Annotated in this window: 14 protein-coding genes, 1 rRNA gene and 1 pseudogene; 7 read left to right on the forward strand and 9 right to left on the reverse strand. The window is 64.6% G+C overall.

The features are described from left to right. Positions 1–209: 209 nt before the first annotated feature. From F7R02_RS13405 to F7R02_RS13420, 4 genes and pseudogenes are all read left to right on the forward strand, one after another. Positions 210–1,262, forward strand: a complete 1,053-nt coding sequence (locus F7R02_RS13405; RefSeq protein ID WP_005917039.1) for a LacI family DNA-binding transcriptional regulator — start codon at positions 210–212, stop codon at positions 1,260–1,262. A gap of 167 nt (positions 1,263–1,429) precedes the next feature. Then, a complete protein-coding gene (locus F7R02_RS13410) occupies positions 1,430–4,468 on the forward strand; it encodes a TonB-dependent receptor (protein ID WP_005917037.1) in 3,039 nt (1,012 codons plus the stop codon). 313 nt (positions 4,469–4,781) lie between these two features. Beyond that, positions 4,782–7,816, forward strand: a pseudogene (locus F7R02_RS13415) (TonB-dependent receptor domain-containing protein). A 105-nt stretch (positions 7,817–7,921) separates the two neighbouring features. Then, the gene (locus F7R02_RS13420) at positions 7,922–9,355 is read left to right on the forward strand and encodes a tryptophan halogenase family protein (RefSeq protein WP_078589846.1); all 1,434 of its coding nucleotides are present in this window, start codon (positions 7,922–7,924) and stop codon (positions 9,353–9,355) included. Positions 9,356–9,757: 402 nt separating this feature from the next. Here F7R02_RS13420 and pyrF read toward each other — a convergent pair whose 3' ends face one another. Next, positions 9,758–10,489: an orotidine-5'-phosphate decarboxylase gene (gene pyrF / locus F7R02_RS13425; protein WP_005917031.1), complete on the reverse strand. Its 732-nt coding sequence runs from the start codon at positions 10,487–10,489 to the stop codon at positions 9,758–9,760. Beyond that, positions 10,486–11,445: a 5'-nucleotidase, lipoprotein e(P4) family gene (locus F7R02_RS13430; protein ID WP_078589852.1), complete on the reverse strand. Its 960-nt coding sequence runs from the start codon at positions 11,443–11,445 to the stop codon at positions 10,486–10,488. The genes pyrF and F7R02_RS13430 overlap by 4 nt, the downstream gene beginning before the upstream one ends. A gap of 327 nt (positions 11,446–11,772) precedes the next feature. Between F7R02_RS13430 and F7R02_RS13440 the strand changes: the two genes are divergently transcribed. Next, the gene (locus tag F7R02_RS13440) at positions 11,773–12,441 is read left to right on the forward strand and encodes a YceH family protein (RefSeq protein WP_003485105.1); all 669 of its coding nucleotides are present in this window, start codon (positions 11,773–11,775) and stop codon (positions 12,439–12,441) included. Between the two features lie 276 nt (positions 12,442–12,717). On the opposite strand, the gene F7R02_RS13445 is transcribed toward F7R02_RS13440, so the two are convergent. From F7R02_RS13445 to F7R02_RS13455, 3 genes are all read right to left on the reverse strand, one after another. Further along, positions 12,718–13,752, reverse strand: coding sequence for a DUF4272 domain-containing protein (locus F7R02_RS13445; protein ID WP_078589847.1), 1,035 nt, complete (start codon positions 13,750–13,752; stop codon positions 12,718–12,720). A gap of 336 nt (positions 13,753–14,088) precedes the next feature. Continuing rightward, positions 14,089–14,643, reverse strand: coding sequence for a GNAT family N-acetyltransferase (locus F7R02_RS13450; protein ID WP_078589848.1), 555 nt, complete (start codon positions 14,641–14,643; stop codon positions 14,089–14,091). A gap of 77 nt (positions 14,644–14,720) precedes the next feature. Beyond that, on the reverse strand, positions 14,721–16,697 hold the full coding sequence (locus F7R02_RS13455) for a UvrD-helicase domain-containing protein (protein ID WP_011052868.1): 1,977 nt from the start codon (positions 16,695–16,697) through the stop codon (positions 14,721–14,723). A 205-nt stretch (positions 16,698–16,902) separates the two neighbouring features. Here F7R02_RS13455 and F7R02_RS13460 point away from each other — a divergent pair, with 205 nt between their 5' ends. Together F7R02_RS13460 and F7R02_RS13465 are read left to right on the forward strand one after the other, a co-directional pair. Continuing rightward, the gene (locus F7R02_RS13460) at positions 16,903–17,532 is read left to right on the forward strand and encodes a thymidine kinase (RefSeq protein WP_005917020.1); all 630 of its coding nucleotides are present in this window, start codon (positions 16,903–16,905) and stop codon (positions 17,530–17,532) included. 431 nt (positions 17,533–17,963) lie between these two features. Continuing rightward, positions 17,964–19,208 (forward strand): GAF domain-containing sensor histidine kinase, encoded by a 1,245-nt coding sequence (locus F7R02_RS13465; protein ID WP_005917017.1) that lies wholly within the window; start codon positions 17,964–17,966, stop codon positions 19,206–19,208. Positions 19,209–19,374: 166 nt separating this feature from the next. Here the strand turns inward: F7R02_RS13465 and F7R02_RS13470 are convergent, their stop codons facing one another. The 4 genes from F7R02_RS13470 to rrf all read right to left on the reverse strand — a co-directional run. Further along, positions 19,375–20,976 (reverse strand): OpgD/OpgG family glucan biosynthesis protein, encoded by a 1,602-nt coding sequence (locus tag F7R02_RS13470; RefSeq protein ID WP_011052870.1) that lies wholly within the window; start codon positions 20,974–20,976, stop codon positions 19,375–19,377. 68 nt (positions 20,977–21,044) lie between these two features. Next, positions 21,045–22,160, reverse strand: a complete 1,116-nt coding sequence (locus F7R02_RS13475) for a DUF4380 domain-containing protein (RefSeq protein ID WP_078589849.1) — start codon at positions 22,158–22,160, stop codon at positions 21,045–21,047. A 543-nt stretch (positions 22,161–22,703) separates the two neighbouring features. After that, positions 22,704–23,519, reverse strand: a complete 816-nt coding sequence (mutM, locus tag F7R02_RS13480) for a bifunctional DNA-formamidopyrimidine glycosylase/DNA-(apurinic or apyrimidinic site) lyase (protein WP_078537143.1) — start codon at positions 23,517–23,519, stop codon at positions 22,704–22,706. 233 nt (positions 23,520–23,752) lie between these two features. Then, positions 23,753–23,833: ribosomal RNA gene (gene rrf, locus F7R02_RS27530) — 5S ribosomal RNA — on the reverse strand; the annotation flags it as partial.

The following is a 23,833-nucleotide window of genomic DNA, read 5'->3' on the forward strand; positions in this document are numbered from 1 at the left end:
GCGCCACTTGCGTTTGATCGCATGCTGCGGCGCATCATGTAAGCGCTTGCAGTTCCTGCTAGCGTGCGCTGCATCTCGCTTGGGGGTCACCATCAGATGGGGCTGATGTCATGCATGTGCCTGTCCGACACGGGCGCTCGGTGCCAGCAGGCCGTGCGCCTTACCCCGGCGCGCGGCGCCACGTGCGTTGACCTGGTGAACGCCACAGCATGAGTCGGCCACGGTCCGAAGGCGGCAGCGTCACCATCAAGGACGTTGCGCGCGAAGCGCAGGTGTCGGTGGCGACGGTCTCGCGCACCATGAACGGGCATCAGCACGTGGCCGAGTCGGTGCGCGAGCGTGTCTTGCAGGTGGCGCGTGCGCTCAATTACATCCCGCACCACGCCGCGCGCAGCCTCAGCAGCCGGCGCACCCACACCATCGGGGTGGTGCTGCCGGACCTGCATGGCGAATTCTTTTCCGAATTGATCCGCGGCATCGATCAGGTGGCGCGCGACCAGGGCTACCATCTGCTGGTGTCCAGCTCGCACGGCGACCCGCAGGCGCAGCGCCGGGCACTGGAGCGCCTGCCCGGGCGCGTGGACGGGGTGGTGGTGATGTCGCCGTCGCTGGGCGATTCGGGCGTGCATGAAGACGCGCTGCCCGGCGGCCTGCCGGCGGTGCTGCTCAATTGCGCGGGTAGCGCGAGCCAGCGCCCGGTGCTCAATGTGGACAACTACGGCGGCGCGCGGGTCATGACCCGGCATCTGCGCGACAGTGGCCACCGCCGCATCGCCTTCATCGCCGGGCCGGACGACAACTTCGATGCGCATGAGCGCATGCGCGGGTATCGCGACGAACTGGCGCTGGACCCGGCCGTGCAGCCGTGGGTCTTGCCCGGCAACTTCGACGAAGAATCCGGTTACCGCGCCGGCCAGGCGTTGGCTCGGGACACGCGGCCCGACGCGGTGTTCGCCGCCAACGACATGATGGCCTTGGGCTGCCTGTTCGCGCTCGGCCATGCCGGGCTCAAGGTGCCGCAGGACATTGCGCTGGCCGGATTCGACGACGTGCCGATGGCGCGCTACGTGCTGCCTGCGCTGACCACGATGCGGGTGGATATCGCCGGCCTGGGCGCGCGTGCGTTGCAGTTGTTGCTGGGCCAGCAGTTGGTCGATGCGCCTGCACCGCCTGCCGAAGCCGCACCGCCAGCATTTTCGCAGATGGTTCCGGAACTGATCGTGCGTGCCTCCAGCGCCGCCCGTGGCACAGCCGGACATTGACAACGATGCGCCGCATCGCATCTTCACGAATTATTTACGCTTTCTTATGTTTTTTATAACTCTATCGTTGCCGCTACCGCTGCTCGTTCGTCCTTGAAATAACGCGTCACCCTGCGCCACGCCGACCACGCTGCCGGTACGCGCCTGACCCCTGGGAGGGGGAAGTCATGAAGACCTACCGTACCGTCTCCACCCTGCCGGCGCGCAGCCTGCTGTGCTGCGCCCTGGCCGCTTCGTTGCTGGCCGCCAGCCCGGCCATGGCGCAGTCCAGTAACGCCACCCTGCGTGGGCAAGTGGCCGCGTCCCAGGCAGGCACCACCGTGACCGCCACCAACGTCGCCACGGGCACGACGCGACGCGTGGCGACCGGCCCGGATGGCACTTATGCCCTGGTTGGCCTGCCGCCGGGCACCTACAAGGTGGATGCCGGCCCGGGCACCGAGAAGACGGTGACCCTGTCGGTGGCCTCGTCGGTGAGCCTGAATCTGGGCAGTGGCGGCGAGGCGACAACGCCCGCCGATGGCACCGCCACCACCCTGGACACGGTCAAGGTCACTGCCACCTCGCTGCAGGAGGTCAAGACCTCCGAAGTGGGCACCAATGTGTCGCTCAAGCAGATCAACACGGTGCCGCAGCTGACGCGCAACTTCCTGGAGTTCGCCGACACCGTGCCCGGCATGCAGTTCGAGACCGACCCGAACGGCAACAGCCGCATCCGGGGTGGCGCGCAGGCCAGCTCGGCGGTCAACGTCTACATCGACGGTGTGGGCCAGAAGAGCTATCTGTTCGGCGGCGTCTCCGGCCAGGAGCAGAGCGCGGGCAACCCGTTCCCGCAGCTGGCGATCGGCGAGTACAAGGTCATCACCTCCAACTACAAGGCCGAGTTCGACCAGGTGGGGTCGGCGGCGATCGTGGCCTCCACCAAGTCTGGCGGCAATGAGTTCCACGGCGAGATCTTCGGGCGCACCACCAATACCGATTTCCGGGCGCGTCAGGCCGACGAGCGCGCCGGTGCGCCCAATGCCGACGGTAGCAAGCGCCAGACCCACCAGGACGAATACGGCATGGCCTTCAGCGGGCCGATCGTCAAGGACAAGGCGCATTTCTTCGTCAGCTACGAAGGCAAGGGCTTCGAGGTGTCGGCCAACCCGGTCTCGGTGCCGGACAGCTTCAGCGCATTGCGCGACGACCTGCCGGCCGGCGTGCAGAGCCGCCTGGGTTCGGTCACCCGTCCGTTCAAGGAAGACCTGTACTTCGGCAAGATCGACTGGGACGTGGGCGAGAACGATCGCTTGGAATTGACCGCCAAGTACCGCGACGAGAAGAGCCGCGACGACGTGGGCGACCGCAACACCGCCATCGCCGGCAAGAACAACCTCAACACCGAAGAGCGCTACGACCTGCGCTGGCAGCATTTCGGCGAACGTTACGTCAATGAGGCGCGTGTCTCCTACGAGGACGTGCTGTTCAACCCCAATGCCTTTACCCTGGGCAACCAGAACATCTATACCCGCGGCGTCGCCGAAGACGATGTGCTGATCCGCGACAACGCCACCAGCGGCCTGGCGATCCAGCGCAAGGGTCAGAAAGGCCCGAGCTTCCAGAACGACCTGACCTTCAACAGCATCGACTGGCACGGCAGCCACGTCATCAAGATGGGCGTGAAGTACAAGGAAGTGGAGCTGACCCAGAGCGAAAACGCGGCGGTCAATCCGTCGTTCTACTACGCGGTGGCCGATGGCCTGGGAACCTCGGCGATTCCGTACCAGGTGAAGTTCAATCTGCCGTTTGCAGGTGCCGCGCCGTCGGTGACGACCAAGAGCAAGCAGCTGGGCCTGTACATCCAGGACGATTGGGACGTCAACGACAAGCTGCAGTTGAACCTGGGCGTGCGCTGGGATGGCGAGAAGATTCCCTCGTATCTGGACAACGTGACCCCGCCGGAAGTGGTGGCGGCCTTGAACGGCCCCGGCACCGACCCGACGGTGAGCGCCACCTACGCCGAGCAACTGGCCAAGGGCGGCGTCAACATCAACGACTACATCAGCAACGGCCATAACCGTAAACAGGACAACAACAACTTCGCGCCGCGCCTGGGCTTCTCCTATGATTTCCGCGGCGACGAATCGCTGGTGTTGTTTGGCGGTGCCGGGCGCAGCTACGACCGCAATCTGTTCGACATCCTGGGACTGGAGCAGGTCAAGTCGGCGCTGGCGCAGTACACGCTCCGCTTTGCCGAAGCCGCGCCCGGCTGCACGCCGGCGCCGGGCACCTGCGTCAACTGGAATCCGGCCTACCTCAGCGATCCGGCAAGCCTCGGCAGTCTGGTCAATTCAGGGGTGCGCAACGGTGAGATCGACCTGCTCAACAACGATCTGAAGACGCCTTATTCCGACCAGTATTCGCTGGGCCTGCGCACGCGGCTGGGCGAATGGAACACCTCGGCCACGGTGTCCTACATCCATAGCAAGGACGGTCTGATCCTCACCTTGGGTAACCGCTACCCCAATGGCGATTTCTTCCAGAATGGCGGCCAGCCGTGGAACGAGAATCCGCCGGGCTTCGGTTCGCTGCTGATCGGCAATAACGGTGTGGAAACCAAGACCGGCCAGCTGCTGCTGTCGGCCGACAAGCCCTATACCCAGGAAAGCGGCTGGGGGTTGACTGCGGCCTACACGTTCTCGCGCGCACGCGGTAACCGCGGCAACGATGATCGCTACGGGTTCGATGCGGCCACCATCGCCGACTACCCGTTCCTGGATCTGAACGCAGTGCCGCGCCATCGGCTGGTGCTGACCGGCATCTACGATCTGTTCTGGGGTATCAGCGCCTCGGCCAAGCTGACCCTGGCCACGGTGCCGCCGCGCAATGAAGCGGTGTCCTACGACCAGTACGGCGGACAGCCGTCGGACAACATCCGTATCGTCTCGGTGGATGCACCGGGCGGCAAGTTCATCGCCGGCGGCGACATCTTCGGCACGCGGCAGCTGGATCTGTCGCTGTCCAAGGACATGCATGTCACCGAGGCGTTGACCGTGCAGGTGCGCGGGGATCTGATCAATGCGCTCAACTTCCGCAACTACGACCAGTACGCCATCGACTGGGGCCAGAACGGCGTCTACAACCCGCGCGCCAGCATCAACCAGTACGGCGCGCTGTCCACCTCGCCGCGGACGCTGTTCCTGAGCGCACGCATCATCTGGTAAGTCGCTAGCAATGCCAGCGATGCCAGCACAGGGAGGCCGCCTGTGCTGGTCTCCGCGCACGGCACGCATCCTGGTGCATCGTTGGTCTTGCATTGCCCGGTGATTGCCGAGGCGCTGCATCGGCCACGCCCCCACTGTTTCATCCGTCTCGACCCGTGCCTGAAGGAGCAAGCACCCGTCACTGCAGACTCTTGTTGTTCTTGCAGCCCTCGCGGCTGTCGTTGCCTGTTGTCCCTGTGTTCCACACCAAAGCACCAATCCAACGCGCCAGTCACTGCACTGCGTCGCGCCTTACCCCTGGGAGGGGGAAGTCATGAAGAATCACCGCACCGTCTCCACCCTGCCGGCGCGCAGCCTGTTGTGCTGCGCCCTGGCCACCTCGTTGTTCGCCACCACACCGGCCATGGCCCAGTCCAGTAACGCCACGTTGCGTGGCCAGGTCGCTTCCGCGCAGAACGGCAGCGAAGTCGTCGTCACAAACGTCGCCACCGGCTCGGTGCGACGCGCGCCGGTCAATGCGAACGGCAACTACACCATCGTCGGGCTGCAGCCGGGTACCTACAAGGTCGAATCCAACGGCATCAGCCGCACGGTGACCCTGTCGGTGGCCTCCAGCGCCACCGTCGATCTGGGCACCGAGACGGCCGCTGCGCCCGCAGGCGATGCGACCACGCTGGATACGGTGACGGTCAGCGCGCCGATGATCCGCGACGTCAAGACCTCGGAGGTGGGCAACACCATCAGCGCGCGTCAGATCCAGCAATTGCCACAGGCCACGCGTAACTTCCTGGAGTTTGCCGATACCGTGCCGGGCATGGTGTTTCAGGTCGATGGCAACGGCAACACCAAGTTGCGCGGCGGTGCGTCCAATGCCAGTGCCGGCAATCTGTACATCGATGGCGTGGGCCAGAAGAGCTACGTACGTAGCGGTGGCGTCGCCGGTCAAAGCGATACGCAGGGCAACCCGTTCCCGCAGCTGGCGATCGGCGAATACAAGGTCATTACTTCCAACTACAAGGCCGAGTACGGCCAGATCAGTGGCGCGGCGATTACCGCGGCCACCAAGTCGGGCACCAACGAGTTCCACGGCGAAGCGTTCTATCGCTATACCGATCAGGATCTACGCGACAAGCGGCCCGACGAAGAAGCCAACGGCAAGATCGATTCGCAGACCAAGGAATACGGTTTCGCGCTCGGCGGGCCGATCATCCAGGATCGCATGCATTTCTTCGTTGCCTACGAAGGCAAGGAAAACGTGGCGCCCAAGAGCGTGCAGCCGAGTTCCGAGGCGGCGGCGTTCGTCAGCCAGCTGCCGGCCAACCTGGCCAGCCAGTATGGCCCGGCCAATATGCCGTTCGAAGAAGACCTGTTGTTCGGCAAGATCGACTTCGAGCCCACCGATCGCGATCGCATCGAACTGAGCACGATCTACCGCGACGAGACCCAGACCGCCAACGTCGGCGGTACCAACACGCTCGCGCAGGCCACCGACAAGATCAACAAGGACAAGCGCACCAACCTGCGTTGGCAGCACAGTGCCGACAACTGGTTCAACGAGGTCATCGTCGGTACCGAAAATTCGGAGAACAACCCGACCCCGCGCACCCTGGGCAACGGCATCGTCTACACCTATTTCCAGCCGCGTTCCGGTTCCACCGATATCGATGAGCGCACGTTCCTCACCACCGGTTCGGCTGGCGGCAAGAACGCGCAGCGCAAGAGCCAGAAGGGCTGGTTCATCCAGAACGATCTGACCTTCACCAGCTTCCAGTGGCATGGCGAACACACCATCAAGATGGGTGTGAACTACAAGGACATCGAGCTCACCTCGCAGGATGCGGCGGCGTTGAATCCGCAGTTCAGCTATCGCGTCAGCAATGGCAGCATTGACGCCACACCCTACCGCGTGGACTTCATAGCGCCCTACACCACGCCAGGCCAGCGCGCCACGGTGGTCTCCCCGTCCAAGCAGTACGGTATCTATCTGCAGGACGACTGGGCCGCCACCGACAAGTTGATGGTCAACATCGGCGTGCGCTGGGATTACGAAGACACTCCGGCCTACACCAACTTCGTCACCTCGCAGGCCTTCGTCGACGCGCTGTATGCCAACGACGCAGAAAATCCCGGCCAGCCTTGGGCCAACCGTCTGCTGCCCAGCGGCATCAACGTGGCCGACTACATCAGCACCGGCAACAACCGCAAGAACTTCAAGGATGCCTGGGCGCCGCGCTTCGGTTTCTCGTATGACATCTTCGGCGACGAAGCCGCCATCGTGCATGGCGGTGCCGCGCGCTCCTACGATCGCAACCTGTTCGAACAGTTGGCGCTGGAAACCAGCAAGGCGGCGCTGTCGCCGGTGGCGGTGTATTTCGAAAATCCGGCCACCGGCACCTGCTATCGCGCCGATCGCACCTGCGTGGCGTTCGACCCGCGCTATCTCAACGGCATCGATCAGCTCAACACCATTCCCGGTGTCGCTGGCAGCGCCGAGCTCTTCATGTTCAACAACAGCTCAAGACGCCGTACAGCGACCAGTACAGCATCGGCATCACCAACCAGGTGGGCGACTGGCTGACCGATGTGACCTTCCAGCGCATCCTGAGCTACGACGGTTTCGCGATGGGCTTGATCAACCGCTATCCGGATGGCTCCTACTTCCAGAACGGCAACGTGCCGTGGGGCGAGCCGGTACCGGGCTACCAGAACACCATCCTGGGCAGCAACGGCCTGGAGCAGCGCAACAGCCAGGTGCTGCTGTCGGCCGACAAGCCGTACACCAAGGAATCCGGTTGGGGCCTGACCTTGTCCTACACCCACACCAGCGCGCGCCAGAACCGCAACATCGATGAGCCTTACGGTTTCGACAAGGCCACCATCCGCGGCTATCCGTTCGTCAAATCCGATGCCGTGGCCGCGCATCGCTTCGTCGCTTCCGGCTCGATCGACGGCCCATGGGGCGTGACTTTCGGTGCCAAGCTGGTATTGGCCACGCCCGAGCCGATCAACACGATCGCCTGCTTCGGCTTCACCGATCCCGATGGCGCGACGTGCCAGCAGGTCGGCGTCACCCCGCCGGGCAGCGGCAAGTTCCTGGTCGGTGGCGATATCTGGGGCTACCGCACAGTGGACTTCCAGGCCACCAAGGAGTTCACCGTGGCCGGCGACTTCAAGCTCAATGCACGTGTGAACCTGCTCAACGCGTTCAACTTCAAGAACTACAGTGCGTACGCCTACAACGGCTTCGGTAGCAATGGTCAGTTCGCTCCGGACATCGCCATCAACACCAGCGGCGAGATCAACTACGTGCCGCGCAGCGTCGTGCTGGAAATCGGCGCCAAGTTCTGATGCGTGCCTTGCCACATGCGCCGGGACGGGCATGTGGTCTGTCGAACGGGGCCAACTGGCCCCGTTCGTGTGTCCGTCCGCCGTCTTGCTCAGGAATGCATCGACATGATTCCCGCTCCACTTCGCAACATCGTCATTGTCGGCGGCGGCACCGTCGGTGTGGGCGAAGCCACCGTGCCGCACATCAAGGCCTTCAACAACCTGCTCGGCATCGATGAGGCCGAGTTCGTCCGCCAGACCCAGGGCAGCTTCAAGCTCGGTATCGAGTTCGTCGACTGGCAACGCCCCGGCAATACGTACATGCATGGCTTCGGCACCCAGATCGGGCACCCGCTGGGGCTATTGCCGTTCCACCAATACTGGATCAAGCAACACGCGCGCGGTAAAGCGCAGCCGCTGGGGGCGTACACGCTCAACACCGTCGCGGCTGCGCGCGGCAAGTTCATGACCTCCGCCGGCGATGTGCCGGCCAACTCGCCGCTGGCCAACATCGCCTACGCATACCACTTCGATGCCACGCAGTACGCGCACTTTTTGCGGCGGTATTCGCAGCAGCGTGGCGTGACCCGCATCGAAGGGCTGGTCGAGCAGGTGCAGCTGCATCCGGAAAGCGGCCATGTGCAATCGCTGCAGCTGGCCTCCGGGCAGGTGGTGCATGGCGACTTGTTCATCGACTGCTCCGGCTTCGGTGGGCTGCTGATCGAGCAAGCGCTGCACACCGGCTATCACGATTTCACCCATTGGCTGCCGTGCGATCGCGCGCTGGCGGTGCCCTGCGAAAAAGTGGGCCCACCGGCGCCGTACACGCGCTCCACCGCGCGCGCAGCCGGCTGGCAGTGGCGCATTCCGCTGCAGCACCGCACCGGCAACGGCTATGTGTATTGCAGCGCGCACATCAGCGACGACGAAGCTGCCGCAACGCTGCTGGCCAACCTGGACGGCAAGCCGCTGGCCGACCCGCGCTCGCTGCGCTTCACCACCGGGCGGCGCAAGCAGTGCTGGAACCGCAATGTCGTCGCGCTGGGCCTGGCCAGCGGATTTCTGGAGCCGCTGGAATCGACCAGCATCCATCTGATCCAGTCCGGCATTTCCAAGTTGCTGGAGCTGTTTCCGCGCGAGGGCATCAGCCCGGTGCTGGTGCAGCGCTACAACGACCGGCTGGCATTCGAGTTCGACCGCATCCGCGACTTTCTGCTGCTGCACTACCACGCCACCGAACGCGACGACAGCGCGTTCTGGCGGCATTGCCGCCACATGCCGATCACCCCCGAGTTGCAGGCCACGCTGGACCTGTTCCGCGACAGCGGTCGCTTCTACCGCAACGCCGAAGAGATGTTCGCCGAGATCAGCTGGGTGCAGGTACTGGTGGGCCAGGGCATCCTGCCGCAGGGGTATCACCCGCTGGTGGACCAGGTGCCCGACCGCGACGCCGAAGGCTTTCTGGCCAGCGTGGCGCAAACCATTTCGCACTGCGTGGATGTGATGCCGAGCCACCAGCAATTCATCGACCGCTATTGCAAGGCAGCGACGTTGCCGTAAGTGCCTTTTTGCCCTGCGCTTGAGCTGATGCTGAGGGTGGCAGTGACGGATGGCCGATTACGGATGCGGAGATCGAAGCATGCGCTACCGGCACAGTCCGCTCTGACGTCCAGGCGATGCATGCTCGCCTGGTGCAGCCAATAACGCGCCATCCACTGCCACCACGCGGCCAGCCATTGCCCTCGGTCGCCGCGACATGCGACGTGACGGCCAAAAAAAGGATCGGGCACGAGGCGCGATCCCTTCGAAAACCGGGACACGCCCGGTGGACAATGAGTGACACAGCTTCCGACTGACATCGGACGCCGGCATGTTAACGAGGCTTTCACGTTAAAGCAATGCTTTAATTGTTGCCGCATAAGCCATTGATTTGTTTTGGAGCCAACGGCTGTTATAGCGAGATTAGTCTCCGTTCTGCATCAGTGCCGCGCGGATCTCCGCCTGGATGGCGTCAGCCGCCGCTGCAGGGTCGCTCGCCAGGCGGATCGGGCGGCCAACGACGATCGCATCGGCGCCGTCGGTGAATGCCTGCGCCACGCCGACCGTGCGTTGCTGGTCGTCGCCGACCGGGCCGCCGGGGCGGATGCCGGGGCAGACGATCGAAAAGTCCGGACCGGTGGCACGGCGGATCGGGCCGGCTTCCTGCCCGGAAGCGATCACGCCATCGATCCCGGCGGCCTGTGCGGCCAGCGCGCGCTCCACCACCACGTCCACCGGTTCGCGGTCGATGCCCATTGCCGCCAGGTCCGGGCGGCCCATCGACGTCAGCACCGTGACCGCCAGCAGGCGCATGTCGCCGTGGTTGGCTTCGGCGGCAGCCTGCAGCATGCCGGCGTGCCAGCCGTGCACGGTGCAATAGCTCACCGGCCACTGCGCCAGGCGGCGAATCGTGCCGGCCACGGTGGCAGGAATGTCGAAGAACTTGAGGTCCACGAACACGCGCTTGTCGCGCTTGGCCAGCGCATCGAGCACGTGGAAGTACTCGCCCGATGCCAGCAGCTCCATGCCGATCTTGTAGAACGACACCGAATCGCCGAGCCGGTCCACCCAGGCGATTGCTTGGTCGTGGCTGGGCACATCCAGCGCGAAGATCAGCCGCTCATGCGCGGCCAGCGGCAATGGCGCGCGGCTCATCGGGCCACCTCCAGCGCAGCGCGCTTGGCGTCGTGGCGCGTTTGCCAGGGTTGCGCGTAGTCGTTATTGAACTGCGCCGGCTCCCAGCCGCCGTAGCTGGGGTTGGGCAGCATCCACCAGCGTTCGCCGAACCAGTCGTGGTACTGCTGCAACAACGCACCGCGTGCCTGGCCGGTGTTGGCGGTGACCTGCACGAAGTCGCCCAGCTGGTCGCCGAACTGCATCAGCACGCGGTACTTCTGTCCGGCCAGCTGGCGGCGGCAGTTCTTTTCGCTGCCGTTCTGCTCGCAGCCGGGCACCACCGTGCCCAGGCCGAGAAAGACGCTGTCGTCGGCCACCGGCAGGCCCACGCTGCGCAGATTGGCCAAGGTGGCGTCCTTCAGGTGCACCGCACGATTGGAAATGTAGATCAGGGTGATGCCGCGGGCATTGGCGGCCTTGGCGAAATCCACCACGCCGGGGATGGCGGTGGCCTTCTTCTCGGCCACCCACTGGTCCCAGCTCAACTCGTCGTATTCCTTGCCATCGCGCAGCAGGCGCGCCTGGTATGGCGAGTTGTCCAGCACGGTCTCATCCACATCCAGCACCACCGCCGGCTTCAGGCCGGTGGCGGCATTGCCGCGTTCTTCCGGCACCAGCGCGTCCCAGTTGGGCTGCTTGAGCGCGTTATCGAGCTTGTCGGCAGCGGCGCGGTAGGTCTGCTCGGCCACGGCGCGGTATTCCTCCGAGCGCTGCATCCACAGCACCGCATTGAGGTTGTCGTCGCCGGCCGGTGTGGTGGTGGACGACGTTGCGGCCTTGCTGGCCGCAGCGCTGGCGTCGGCATTGGCAGTTGCGGTGGCGTCCTGCGCGTGCGGGGCTGGCTGCGTGTCGGCAGGCTTGCAGGCGCTCAGGGCCAGCGCGGTGCAGGCGATGAGGGACAACGGTGCGTAAAGCGAGGGGCGCATGGCATCCACCGGGACAGGATCGGCAATAAAGCCTGCGATTTTAGCCGGTTCGCGTCGCATCGCTCGCGCTGGCCGATGGCAGCGCCATTGGAATGACAGAGGCGTACGGATGACGGCCGCCGCGATGCCGCTCGTCCAGCTGCTTGGCTGCATCGGCGTCCCCACGATTGCAGGTCTGTGCCTGTGCCCGTCCCCGGATGCACAGACCCGTTGCCGGCGCGCGACGCTGACACGCGCGATACCGTCGATGACGTCGGCCAGCTTGCATGGCGTCGCAGCGGAAGAACGCCGGCAGCGGATCGGCATATCCTTGTGCTGATTGCCCCGGAGCCACCCATGACAGAGACCTCGCCCCCGCCCGTCCTCGACACCGCCCAGGCCCGCGTGCTCGGCTGCTTGATCGAAAAAGAGGCCACCACGCCAGACGCGTACCCCCTCACCGTCAATGCCGCGCAGGTGGCCGCCAACCAGAAAACCGCGCGCGAGCCGGTGTTGAATCTGCAGACTGGCGTGGTGCACCACGCGCTGCGCCAGCTGGAAACCCTGGGCCTGGTGCGCCAGCAGTTTTCTTCGCGTGCCGAGCGTTACGAACACCGCCTGGGCAGCGTGCTGGATCTGACCCGCCAGCAAGTCGCACTGATCGGCCTGCTGTTGTTACGCGGCGCGCAGACGCTGGGCGAACTGTACGCACGTAGCGAGCGGCTGGCGCGTTTCAACGACGCCGACGACATGCGCCATCACCTGGATCGGCTGATCCAGCGTGGCCTGGCCGCGCAACTGCCGCGCGCCAGCGGTCAGCGCGAAGATCGCTACGCGCATCTGCTCAGCGGCGAACTGGATGTGGAGGCGCTGCAGGCCGCCGCCGCGCGAGCGGCACCGAGCGCGCGCAGCGGCAGCGACACCAGCGACCTGGAAGCGCGCATGCAGGCACTGGAAGCGACGGTCGTCGAACTGCAGGAAGCGCTCGCGGCGGTACAGGCGCGGCTGGACGCAGCTGGCGCCTGATCGATCGGCAGCACCCGCCGACGGCTGCAATGGCAGCGCGGCAGGTGTGCTGCAGCATCGGCGCCTGTTGCCTTTGGAGATCCGGCCGTTGCCGGATCACAAACATGCGCCACCGCACGCAGAGGCATGCGGCATCGCCCGCCAGATCCACACTGCCTTGTCGCCCGGCTGCACCGTGTCAGTCTGTGCACGTGCCGGATGGATGCACCGGCAAGTCCCCCGCGTCCGTGCAACAGCACTGTCCGCGCTCGAACGCCGGGGCGGGGCACGCCAGCGTCAGGTCGGCGTATCCACCTCGTCCCACTCGGCATCTTCGAAGTGCAGTAGCCAATTGAGCGCGTAATGCCGCTCATACACCACGCCCGGCACGATGCCGGCGGGTACCGGCTGAGCGGATTGGCCGGCCTGGCGGACCGCCCAGTGCAGGCGCAGGTGGCGGTCCAGCATGTCGAGCAACTCGGGGAGCGGGCGTCGTGCCACCGTCGGGCGCTCGGCGGCTTGCGCGTTGTCCAGCGCGCGCTGTGCAACCAGGGGCACCTCGCACAGGACGGTGGGTTCCGGCAATGTGTCGGCCAGCCCCAAGGCCCATTGCAGCACGGCCAGGCTTTCGTAGCGCCAGCCGAAGTTGGCCAGCGCCTGCGCCTCCGGCGCTGCCTGGGCAAAGAAGGCGCGCTCCTGCGGCGACAGCGCCGCGGCCACGCCGGGAAGGCGCGTCTCCACCTCGTCCAGCGATGGCGGCGTATCGCCTGCTGCCAGGATCTCTGCACGCAGCGCCACCGCAAACAACGCCAGCATGCGCCCACTGACAACTGCCGCATCGCGCACGCGTGCTTCGGCCTCGCCGGGCACCGGCGGCAGACTGGGCGGCACGCGGATGCCTTGCGCGGTCAGCAGGGAACGTTGCTGCGCGCGCCGCTGCAACGCATCGGGCGGATACGGCACCTGCGCATCGTCGTCGATCGCCGGCTCGCCCTGGCTGATCAGCACCCGCCCATGCGGGTCGCGCACGCTGCCATCGGCCAGGAAACACACCGCATTGGCCTGCTCGGCCCACTGCGCCAGCGCGCCGAACTCCCCATCGTCGACCTGGAAGCTGAAATGCTGCCGCACCCGCTGCACATGCCGCATCAGGTGATAGCGCGATTGCGTCATCTGCCCATCGCCGGCCTGATTCACGTAGCCGACAAAGCCATGCAAGTGATCGACCAACGCCGGATCGGCATGGTCGCGGTGCTGCACGGCAGCCTGCGGCAGAAAGTCCGGCCACAGCGGCGTGCGCAGCGTGGAATAAGCATTGACCACCAGTGACATGCAAGCATCCTTCGGAGAGCAACCAACTACCCGATTATGCGTCCGCGCGGTGATGCGCTGTGTCGACCAGAGCCGATGCAAGCACCCGCCTCAGCAACAGAAGCGGCTGGCAAAACGTGCCAAGTCTGGTCCGGAGCATGAACGGCGCGCAGGGCGCGGAGCGTGGATGGATGTGGATGTGGACGCGCAGTGCCCAGCAATGGCGACGCCCGCCCGACGGCACGCACCGTCGTTGCAGGCGCCCCGTTCCAAGCACGCCCTGCGCATCGACGCTGCAGCTACTTACGCAGACTGCCGGTCGCGCTGCCCGTTGAATCGGTGCGTCAAGCCTGCTGCTCAACCCGCCCTGCCCACAGGCCCAAGATCGATCGCGTAATACAGCACTGGCGCGGTTTCCGGGCTCAATACACGCAGGCCCTGCTGCTGCAGTCCGAGCTTTTCCAGCGCACGGATCGATTCGGCATTGTCCGGCGAGACGATCGCGCACAGCTGCGACAAGCCCAGCACGTCGCGGGCATAATCCAGCACCGCGCGGCCGGCTTCGGTGACATAGCCCTTGCCGCGATATGCAGGCAACAGCGCAAAACCAAGGTGCGGCACCGGCAAGGTCTCGCGACACAACAAGCCCAGCGTGCCGATAAACGCGGCGTCCTCGCGCATCTCCACCGCCCAATGCGCAAACCCATACCGCGCGTGATGTGCCTGCGCCCATTCGCATAGATGCGCGCGCGCCTGCTCGCGCGTGCGGATGCCGCGGTCGTTGATACCGGCGATAAAGCCAGGGTCGTTGACCAGCTCCAACATCGCACCGGCATCGCGCTCGGGGTCGAGCGTGCGCAAGCGTAGTCGCGGGGTTTGGATCACAACGGTCACGGCACACTCCGGCATCATGAAAAACCAGACTGCCGTGCCGGCGCGTCACTGGCAAGCGATGAGCGGCAGGTGCGCGTGCTACGGCGCACTGCGCATCAGTCGAACAATGCCTGGATCGCGGCCAATCCCGCACTGGCGCGTTCTTTCTTGCGCTCGGCGTCGGCCACCGGGTCGGCGCCATCGCGCTGCAGTTCTTCGGCCGGAATCTCATCGAAGAACCGGCTCGGCTTCAGTCGCACATGCTCACCGAACTTGCGCGTCAACTTGCTGTGACTCATCCACAACTGCTCCTTGGCGCGGGTGATGCCCACGTACAGCAAGCGGCGCTCTTCCTGCAGATTACCTTCTTCCAGGCTCACTTCGTGCGGCAGTACGCCGTCCTCGCAGCCGACGATGAAGACATAGCGGAATTCCAGTCCCTTGGACGCATGCATGGTCATCATGCGCACCTGGTTGCCGCCATCGTCCTTGTCGTTGCGCGACAGCAACGCCAACTGCGCAGCCAGATCGCTGGCGCTTGCACCGCGCGGACCACCTTCGAACCACTCGGCCAGTTCGTCCAGATTGCGCTTGCGCCGCTGGAAGCCGGTCTCGTCTTTAGATTGATTGCGCAGGTCGTTGAGCAAGCCGGACTTGTCGGCCAGCAGGCGCACCAGCTCGCCGGCCGGCATGCTGGACGAGTGCTCCCGCATGTCGCGCAGGATGTCGGTAAACGCACTCAAACCGTTGGCCGCGCGCGGCGGCAAATGCTGCAGGGCGCCCATCGACTCGGCTGCGCGCGACATCGGCACCGACTTGGCGCTGGCAAGCTCGGCCAGACGCGCCAGCGAGGTCGCGCCGACTTCGCGCTTGGGCGATTGCACGGCACGCAAGAACGCCGCGTCGTCGTCCGGGTTGACGATCAACCGCAGCCACGACAGCAGATCCTTGACTTCCTGCCGCTCCAGAAACGCGGTGCCACCGGTGAGGTGATATGGAACGCGCAGCAGCTGCAGCGCTTTTTCCAGCGGACGCGACTGAAAATTGCCGCGGAACAGAATGCAGAAATCGCTCCACGGCACCTGCTTGGCGGTGCCCAGGAACGAGATCTCCGCAGCGACCTTTTCGGCCTCGTGCTCGCTGTCGCGGCATTCCCACACGCGGATGCGCTCGCCGTCGGCCTGGTCGCTCCACAAGGTCTTCAAGTGTTCGTGCGGGTTATGCGCGATCAACGCGTTGGCCGCGCGCAGCACGCGATTGGAGCAGCGGTAGTTCTGTTCCAGCTTGATGATTTCCAGCGCCGGATAGTCGCGCGCCATCTGCTGCAGGTTTTCCGGATTGGCGCCGCGCCAGGCATAGATGCTCTGGTCGTCGTCGCCCACGCAGGTGAAGTTGCCGCGCGGGCCGGCCAGCATCTTCAACAGCCGGTACTGCGCATCGTTGGTGTCCTGGCACTCGTCCACCAGCAGGTAGCCGATGCGCTCGCGCCAGCCCATCACAATGTCTTCGTTGGCTTCCAGGATCTGCACCGGCAGGCGGATCAGGTCATCGAAATCCACCGCGTTGAAGGTGGTCAGCCGCGCCTGGTAGCGCTCGTACAAGCTGGCCGCTTCCTTTTCGCGGGTGCTGCGCGCAGCTGCCATCGCCTGTTCCGGCGACAGGCCGGCGTTCTTGGCGCGCGAAATCAGGTTCTTGGCGTCTTCGATCGCATCGGGCTTGGCGCCATGCATCAGGTCCTTGATCTGCGCAGCGGCATCGTCCGAATCGAAGATCGAAAAGCCGCGCTTCAAACCGGCGGCGGCATGCTCGATCTGCAGGAACTTCAGGCCCAGCGCGTGGAAGGTGCAGATGGTCAGGCCTTCAGCACCGTCGCCGCGGATGCGCTTGGCCACACGCTCACGCATTTCCTTGGCGGATTTGTTGGTGAAGGTGATCGCGGCGATCCGCTTGGCCGGATAGCGGCCGATGGCGATCAGATGCGCGATCTTTTCCACGATCACACGCGTCTTGCCGCTGCCGGCACCGGCCAGCACCAACAAGGGACCTTCGCAGTGCAGCACCGCGGCGCTTTGCGGGGGATTGAGACCGTACATAGTGGCTTCCGACAGAGCGCGCCATTGTACCGGGGCTGCTTGCGGCTGGCCGGCGCGATGGATTCATGTCTCCATCACCGCTAGCCGTTGCCTTAAGCCAGGGGCTGCGCTTCCACCCACTCGATGGCGGGCATTGACCCCGCCTGGCCGCGCCAACGCAGCACACAGGCGCCGCATCCTGCCGCCCGGCCGGTAAAATCGCCCGATGGCCAAGCTCTATTTCTACTATTCGGCAATGAATGCCGGCAAGACCACCACCTTGCTGCAATCGGCGCACAACTACCGCGAGCGCGGCATGCGCACGCTGATCCTTACGCCCAAGCTCGACCACCGCGCCGGCAGCGGCGTGGTCGCCTCGCGCATCGGCCTGCGCGCGGACGGGCGTATCTTCGAGCGCGACACCGAGCTGCAACAGCTGGTCGAACGCGACATCCACAACGACGGCGCGTTGCACTGCGTGCTGGTGGACGAAGCGCAATTCCTCAGCCGCGCCCAGGTCTGGCAGTTGAGCGAGGTGGTCGACCGCCTGCGCATTCCGGTGCTGTGCTACGGCCTGCGCACCGATTTTCGCGGCGAGCTGTTCGAGGGCAGCCAGTTCCTGCTGGCCTGGGCCGACGAGCTGGAAGAGATCAAGACCATCTGCCACAGCGGCAGCAAGGCGACCATGACCGTGCGCGTGGATGCGCACGGGCACGCGGTGCAGGACGGCCCGCAGGTGGAGATCGGCGGCAACGAGCGCTATGTGTCGGTCAGCCGGGCCGAGTTCAAGAAGATCATGCGCGGCGAAGGCCGCATCGATCCGCTACAGATCGCCTTGCCGCTGCCGGTTGCCTAGCGCCGGGGCCGGGTCACGCACCCGCAGCCATCAGCGCCCCGTGGTGCATCCAGGACGGCAGTACCCCATGAGCAGCAGCATTCGGGCGCATCCTCGTTTGCGCTGCGCTATCGTGCGGGAAGCAGGGCCTACACATCGCAGTTGGCCGTTCGACAGCACCAAAGGCTCGCCGCCGCGCTGACGCCAGCCGCTAACACCCACACGTCGGCACACGCTGCGCGCCGCGTTCGTCGACAGCCACCCGCGACCCACTGGCCACGCCCTATACGCTTTGCAGGCGGTGCTAAACCTATGCGGGCATGCGGTCACGGCGGCGTCGCGGGCGCCGTCAGACAGGCGTATCGTGGTGTCTGTGAGACAGCGGCGCACCACACAACCGGGCGCAACCGCGGTCCTGTAAACTGGCAAGCGTCCACTCTTTGGAGGCACTCATGGATCCACTGCCTCCCGCATTGCGCGCCGACATCGCGCGTGTTGGCCGGCTCTCCTCGGTCCCCGACGTATTGAGCGTCCTCACCCGTCTGACCGGGATGGGATTTGCCGCCGTCGCCCGCGTCACCGACGCGCGCTGGATCACCTGTCAGGTGCACGATGCATTGTCCTTTGGCCTGCGGCCCGGCGACGAGCTGCCGCTGGCCACCACGTTTTGCGACAGCGTACGGGTGCGAGGCAATGCCGTGTGGTTCGGGCATGCATCGGATGACCCGATCTATCGCGATCACCCCTCGCCGCGACTCTACGGCTTCGAGAGCTACGTCTCGGTGCCGATCAAGTTCGACGACGGCAGCGTGTTCGGCACCTTGTGCGCGCTGGATCCGCAGCCGCGCGTCATGGACGCACCGCTGGTGGAAAAGGTCGAACTGCTCGCGCAGTTGCTGGCCGCCCAGATCCAGGCCGAGCAACGTGCCGAAGAAAGCGCGCTGGAATCGCGGCGCGCCCGCAGCGAGCTGGGCCGCGTGGGCGCCTCGGCGCGCTTGCGTGAAGAATTCATCGGCATTCTCGGGCACGACCTACGCAACCCATTGCAGTCCATGCATGCGGTGGTGGATATGCTGTCCATCGACCAACTCAACCATCGCTACGGCAGCTCCATTCGCTCGCTGCAGCGTAGCCTGCGGCGCATGGAAGAACTGATCGATTTCGCCTGCGATTTCGCTCGCGGCATCGAACTCGATTGGTTGCAGCTGGACTATGGCGACGGGAGCGACCTGCTCGATGCACTCTCCCAGGTCGTGGACGAAACCCGCGCCGCCTATCCCAACCAGGTGCTGTCCACGCACGTGGCCATCGACGAGCCAGTACACGGCGATGCGATCCGTCTGGCGCAGATGTTCGGCAGCCTGATGATCAACGCCGTCGTGCAAGGGCCGCAAAGTTCGTTGATCAAGGCGGTCGCGGTCACCGAACATGGCCGGCTACGCATCGAAGTCTGCAATCTGGATGGGATCGATCCGCGTCGGCTGGATGTGCTGCATGCTTCCACCCATGTGCATACCGGCGGACGTGCGCTACCGGATGTCGATCTGGGCCTGCATATGGCGGCGCAGATCGCAAAGGCCCATCAGGGCGAATTACGCATCATCAGCGGCAAGGACGGCACCTGCTTCCGCGTGGAGCTGGCCTGCAGTCGTCCGCGCGGACGACTGCATCTGGTCGGCACCTCGGCGCCGACCTGAATGCGTTACGCAGCGACTATCGTCCCGCAAACAAGTGCGCCAAAGGTGGCGCTCCAGCCGCATGCGGCATGCCGGCCACACGTCCTCTGGCGCCGCATTGCCGCATGGAGCGGCGCTGGCAACCGGATGCCAGTAACAAGCGCCGCCGGACCCCTTGCTCGGCTCCTCAGTAGATCCTGCGCTCGCTCGGCGGCGGTGGCGTCCATTGGTACAGCCAGGTTTCGGTGAGCGGCTTGCCGTTGGCGCGCAGATACAGGCGGATATCGATCTGCTGGGTGCCCTCGTCCGGCGGCACCAGGTCGAACATCGCCCGATAGCCCTTGAGCTCGTGCAGCGGGCGCGCCGACACGATTTCAGTGGTGCCGCGCGACACCTGCAACACCGCCTCCACCTTGGCCTTCGGGTCCTTCGCCAGCGCGGCCAGCTCGCCACCGGCAAAATCCACCGCAAAGCGCCAGGAGAAATGGCTGCGTTTTTGCCCGACGATGCCACCCAGGCCGGTTCGGGTCGCCACGCAATGCGCCAACGGCGAGCTGGCCGGTGGCTGCGCGCCCCAATACAGCCGGTAGCCCATCAGCAGTTCCTGGCCCGGCTGTGGCTTGGCTTGCGGATTCCAGAACGCCACGATGTTGTCGAAGGTCTCGTCCACGGTCGGAATCTCGACCAACTGCACCGAGCCCTTGCCCCAACCACTCTTGGGTTCCACCCACAGGCAGGGGCGCTTTTCGTAGAACACGCCATCGTCCTGGTAATGGTCGAAGTTGCGGTCGCGTTGCAGCAGCCCGAAGCCGCGCGGGTTCTCGTCGACGAACATGTTGAAACGCAGATGCGGCGGGTTGCATAGGGGGCGCCAGATCCACTCGCCGCCGCCGGTCCACATCGCCAGGCCGTCGGTGTCGTGAATTTCCGGACGCCAATCCCAGTCCATCCGGTTATCGTTTTCGCCGACCTGGTACATGCTGGTGCACGGGCCGATACCCAACCGCTCGATCGCCTTGCGCGGGTACAGTGCGCTGTCGATATCCATCAGCAGCACATCGCCATTGGTGATGGCGAACCGGTACGCACCGGCAACGCTGGGCGAATCCAGCAAGCCGTACACCACCACCGTGTCCGAATCGTCGGCCGGCTGCTCCAGGTAATAGGCGATGAAATCCGGAAACTCTTCCGGCCCACCAGTACCGGTATCGATGGCCAGCCCGCGCGCCGATTGCCCATACTGGCCTTCCTTGCCGACAGCACGGAAGTAGCTTGCGCCCAGGAATGCCGAAAAGTCGCGGTCGGTGTCCTTGCGTGTATTGAGCCGGAAACCGGCAAAGCCCAGATCCTTCGGCAATTGCTTGCCGCCCAGCCCGCTGCGGCCGTAATCGAATGCCGCCGGGTCGTAGGCCAGTTGCTGTGCCTTGCCATCGACGATGTCGTAAATGTGCACCGGTGTATGGAAATACAGTCCCAGGTGGAAGAACTTGGCCTGGAACTTGCCGTTGCCATCGGCCCACAGCGCGTGGTCCTGCCGGTAGCGGATGGACTGATATTGATCCCAGTTCAGCGCCTCAAGCGGCCCCGGCAACAGCTGCTTATGGCTCTTGTAAGGCGCGTTCGCCAGCTCGCGCGCCTGCCCCTTCAACCAGGCGTAGTCGAACGGCTGCGGCTGCCCGAGTCGACGCAGACCGACGGCCTTGGCCGCTAGCGCCCACTGCGGCAACGTCGGCAAACCGAGCGCGGCCAATGCGGCAGCAGCATTCTTCAGGAAGTGGCGTCGTTGCATGCGCATCGATCTGGTCAGGGAATGGGCGACATCATAGCCACAGCCCGGCTTTGAGGTGAATGCGCACCTCAGCGAGGCGGAGACGGAGACGGAGAGGGCGCACCGCATGCATTCACCAGCGCGAGCGCTTTGGCGTTGCTGCAAAGGAACTGCCGCTGCGCCTGCTCCTCATCCGGCCCGGTGTAACGCAGCAGCGTCCACTGCTCCTGTGCCTGCATTTGCGCACCTGGCGCAAGCTGCCGATACGGTGCGTGCACCTCCATTTCCAGCAATCCCTGTTCCGGATGCTGGGGTGGCGCATCCAGATACAACTCCACCTGGCCTTGCTCGGGATGGATCGCCGACAGCGGTTGATGTGCGAAGCGAATCACCAAGACCTGCCCGCCCGCGAAACCGGCCATCCATCCTGCAGACGGCTGCAGCAATAACTTGCCGCGCTGGATCAATCCGTCTGGGCGGGCATCGGCGCGCAGCGCAAGCAGGCCGTGCTCCTGCTGATAACGCGGCGCAATCGTGCCGGGCTCGCGCGGCGGCTGCAGCCGAATATCCGTAGCAGCGGCAACCGGCACGAACACCCGCGTCGTGGCCGCAACCCGCGTATTGAACCAAAGATCCCAGGCAATCGGCTGCGCGCGGATATTGCGTGCGCTGGCACCGATTTCGACAGTGTCCGCACGCGCTGCAGAACCTTTGATCTGCTTGCGCAATTGCACCCCGGTCAGCGGGCTGGGCACGCCTTCAAATTCCAGCACGTCATGCCGACGCATGCGGATGCGCGTCTGCGCCAGCGACAGATACGGATCCGGCGGCCACACCGCAGCCGCCGCCTGACGCTCGCGATTGAGTTGTTGGTGCAGCCACCACTGACTCTGCGGCCCGACCCACACATCATGGCCGAAATAAGCAATATCCCCGGCAGTGGCCGAGACCTCGGGCGCAGGCTGTTGCTCCACCGCTGCACCGAGCTTCAACACGTTGGCCTGGCCGCGCAAATTGAACGACAGCACGCGCCCGCCAAATGCCGGCGTGACGCTCAGTTCTATGGCGTTGGTCTTCAACTGCAGCCGCTCGACGGCAGCTGCATCGTCCGAAGAGGGCGTCACCGCGCCAGTCGACGTCATCGATAGCAACGCACATGCACCGGTAAGCACCAGGGGAACGACTAGCTGTCGCGAGCTGGACATACAGCGCTTCCACGTAAGGACTTCACGATTGTGGCCCGCCCCCTGCGTGGACGCCAGAACACCTCTGCTCGCGTCTGCTTGCTGGCACGTTGCTGCAGGCCAGGCGCCCGTTCGCGCGATGTCTGCCTGGAGACCTGGGCCACGCACAGCGTTTGGCGACGTCTCAACGGTCTCAAGCAGAAGGGAGCCCCGGTTGGGTCGGCGCATGCGCTCGGACATGCAAGCAGGTTGGAACCCGCATCCGATGCCGGCATCCGGAACGAGCGCAGCGAACGCGACGACTCATCGAACCAGGTAGCCGCTTTCCTCGGGCAACCCCATACGCAATGCGTCGCAACCAGCCAGTGCATGCCGAACCCCACGATGCCTAAGAGAGCCATGTTGATCGTCACAACATTGCGAAGAGCAGGCGCGTGTAAAACGCCAGAACGTAGGCCATGTCCGGAGTTAGCCGAGCCGCATTGTTGTGGCGTCCGCTGGAACGATCTGGAGACTATCGCGACAACGTCAGCGGTCAAACACCGCGCCGGCTTGATATGGCGCTTATCGCTGACAGCTCCCGCACCACACCGTAGCGCGTTGACCGATCGTCGCGTGTTTCAAGACCCGTCCACACTGTTTGCAGGCCTCGCCCTCGCGCCCATAAACAAAAAGTTCCTGCTCGAAATAGCCGGGCGCACCATCAGGGCTGATGAAGTCGCGCAATGTGGTTCCACCGCGCTGGATGGCATACGCCAGGATGTCTTTCACTGCATCAGCCAGACGCCGATAACGCTCCAGCGAGACCTTCCCCGCCTCGCGCAACGGACTGATTCCCGCCCGATGCAGGCTTTCGGCAGCGTAGATATTTCCAACTCCGACAACCACGGCCTGATCCATCAAAAAGGTTTTGACGGCAGCGCGCCGCCCCTGTGCCAGCGCGTGGAGATAATCGCCAGTAAATGCATCCGATAATGGTTCTGGACCAAGCGCAGCGAGCAAGTCATGGGCTTGCGTGCCGGATTGCCACAACAGGCAGCCAAAGCGACGTGGATCGTTGAAACGCAGCAAGCGCCCGCTTTGCAGACTGATATCCACATGGTCGTGCGCCCGCGGCAAGCTGTCGCCAGGCAGCACCCGCAGACTTCCGGACATCCCCAGATGCAACAGCGCGCTGCCGCCGGCATCCGTATCGATCAGCAAGTATTTCGCACGTCGGCGCACGTTGGTAATGGTGGCGCCGGGAAGCAAGCGCTCGATCTGCTCGGGAATCGGCCAACGCAGATCGGGCCGACGCAGGATCACGCCATGGATCCGCTGCCCAACCAGATGCGGCGACAGGCCACGCAACGTCGTTTCGACCTCGGGCAACTCAGGCATCAGCGCATCCAACAAACGCCGGCCACACGCCGGCAAAGCAGCTAATGGGGTCGAAACACTCAAACACAATCAACGCGACCCTGCCGGCGCGCTATCGCTGTCCCCTTCCTGCTTTGCCTGCCTGATGTAACCACTACTTCCACTTCTAAGGACATTGCCTGCTAGGCCATTTCCTCAAATTCGGCGCAAAAAGAAACCCTCAGTCCATTGGACTGAGGGATTCGGGGTAAAGCCCCTGGCGATGACCTACTCTCGCATGGCTTGAGCCACACTACCATCGGCGCAGCTGCGTTTCACTTCCGAGTTCGGGATGG

Origin of the sequence: Xanthomonas cissicola, from assembly GCF_008801575.1 — a bacterium.
Classification (GTDB): domain Bacteria; phylum Pseudomonadota; class Gammaproteobacteria; order Xanthomonadales; family Xanthomonadaceae; genus Xanthomonas; species Xanthomonas cissicola.

Coding starts and splice junctions, on each gene's coding strand:
- F7R02_RS13420 (WP_078589846.1), top strand. CDS start 7,922: ATGATTCCCGCTCCACTTCGCAACATCGTCATTGTCGGCGGCGGCACC.
- F7R02_RS13455 (WP_011052868.1), bottom strand. CDS start 16,697: ATGTACGGTCTCAATCCCCCGCAAAGCGCCGCGGTGCTGCACTGCGAA.
- F7R02_RS13405 (WP_005917039.1), top strand. CDS start 210: ATGAGTCGGCCACGGTCCGAAGGCGGCAGCGTCACCATCAAGGACGTT.
- F7R02_RS13440 (WP_003485105.1), top strand. CDS start 11,773: ATGACAGAGACCTCGCCCCCGCCCGTCCTCGACACCGCCCAGGCCCGC.
- F7R02_RS13475 (WP_078589849.1), bottom strand. CDS start 22,160: ATGTCCAGCTCGCGACAGCTAGTCGTTCCCCTGGTGCTTACCGGTGCA.
- mutM (WP_078537143.1), bottom strand. CDS start 23,519: ATGCCTGAGTTGCCCGAGGTCGAAACGACGTTGCGTGGCCTGTCGCCG.
- F7R02_RS13460 (WP_005917020.1), top strand. CDS start 16,903: ATGGCCAAGCTCTATTTCTACTATTCGGCAATGAATGCCGGCAAGACC.
- F7R02_RS13470 (WP_011052870.1), bottom strand. CDS start 20,976: ATGCAACGACGCCACTTCCTGAAGAATGCTGCTGCCGCATTGGCCGCG.
- pyrF (WP_005917031.1), bottom strand. CDS start 10,489: ATGAGCCGCGCGCCATTGCCGCTGGCCGCGCATGAGCGGCTGATCTTC.
- F7R02_RS13445 (WP_078589847.1), bottom strand. CDS start 13,752: ATGTCACTGGTGGTCAATGCTTATTCCACGCTGCGCACGCCGCTGTGG.
- F7R02_RS13465 (WP_005917017.1), top strand. CDS start 17,964: ATGGATCCACTGCCTCCCGCATTGCGCGCCGACATCGCGCGTGTTGGC.
- F7R02_RS13410 (WP_005917037.1), top strand. CDS start 1,430: ATGAAGACCTACCGTACCGTCTCCACCCTGCCGGCGCGCAGCCTGCTG.
- F7R02_RS13450 (WP_078589848.1), bottom strand. CDS start 14,643: ATGATGCCGGAGTGTGCCGTGACCGTTGTGATCCAAACCCCGCGACTA.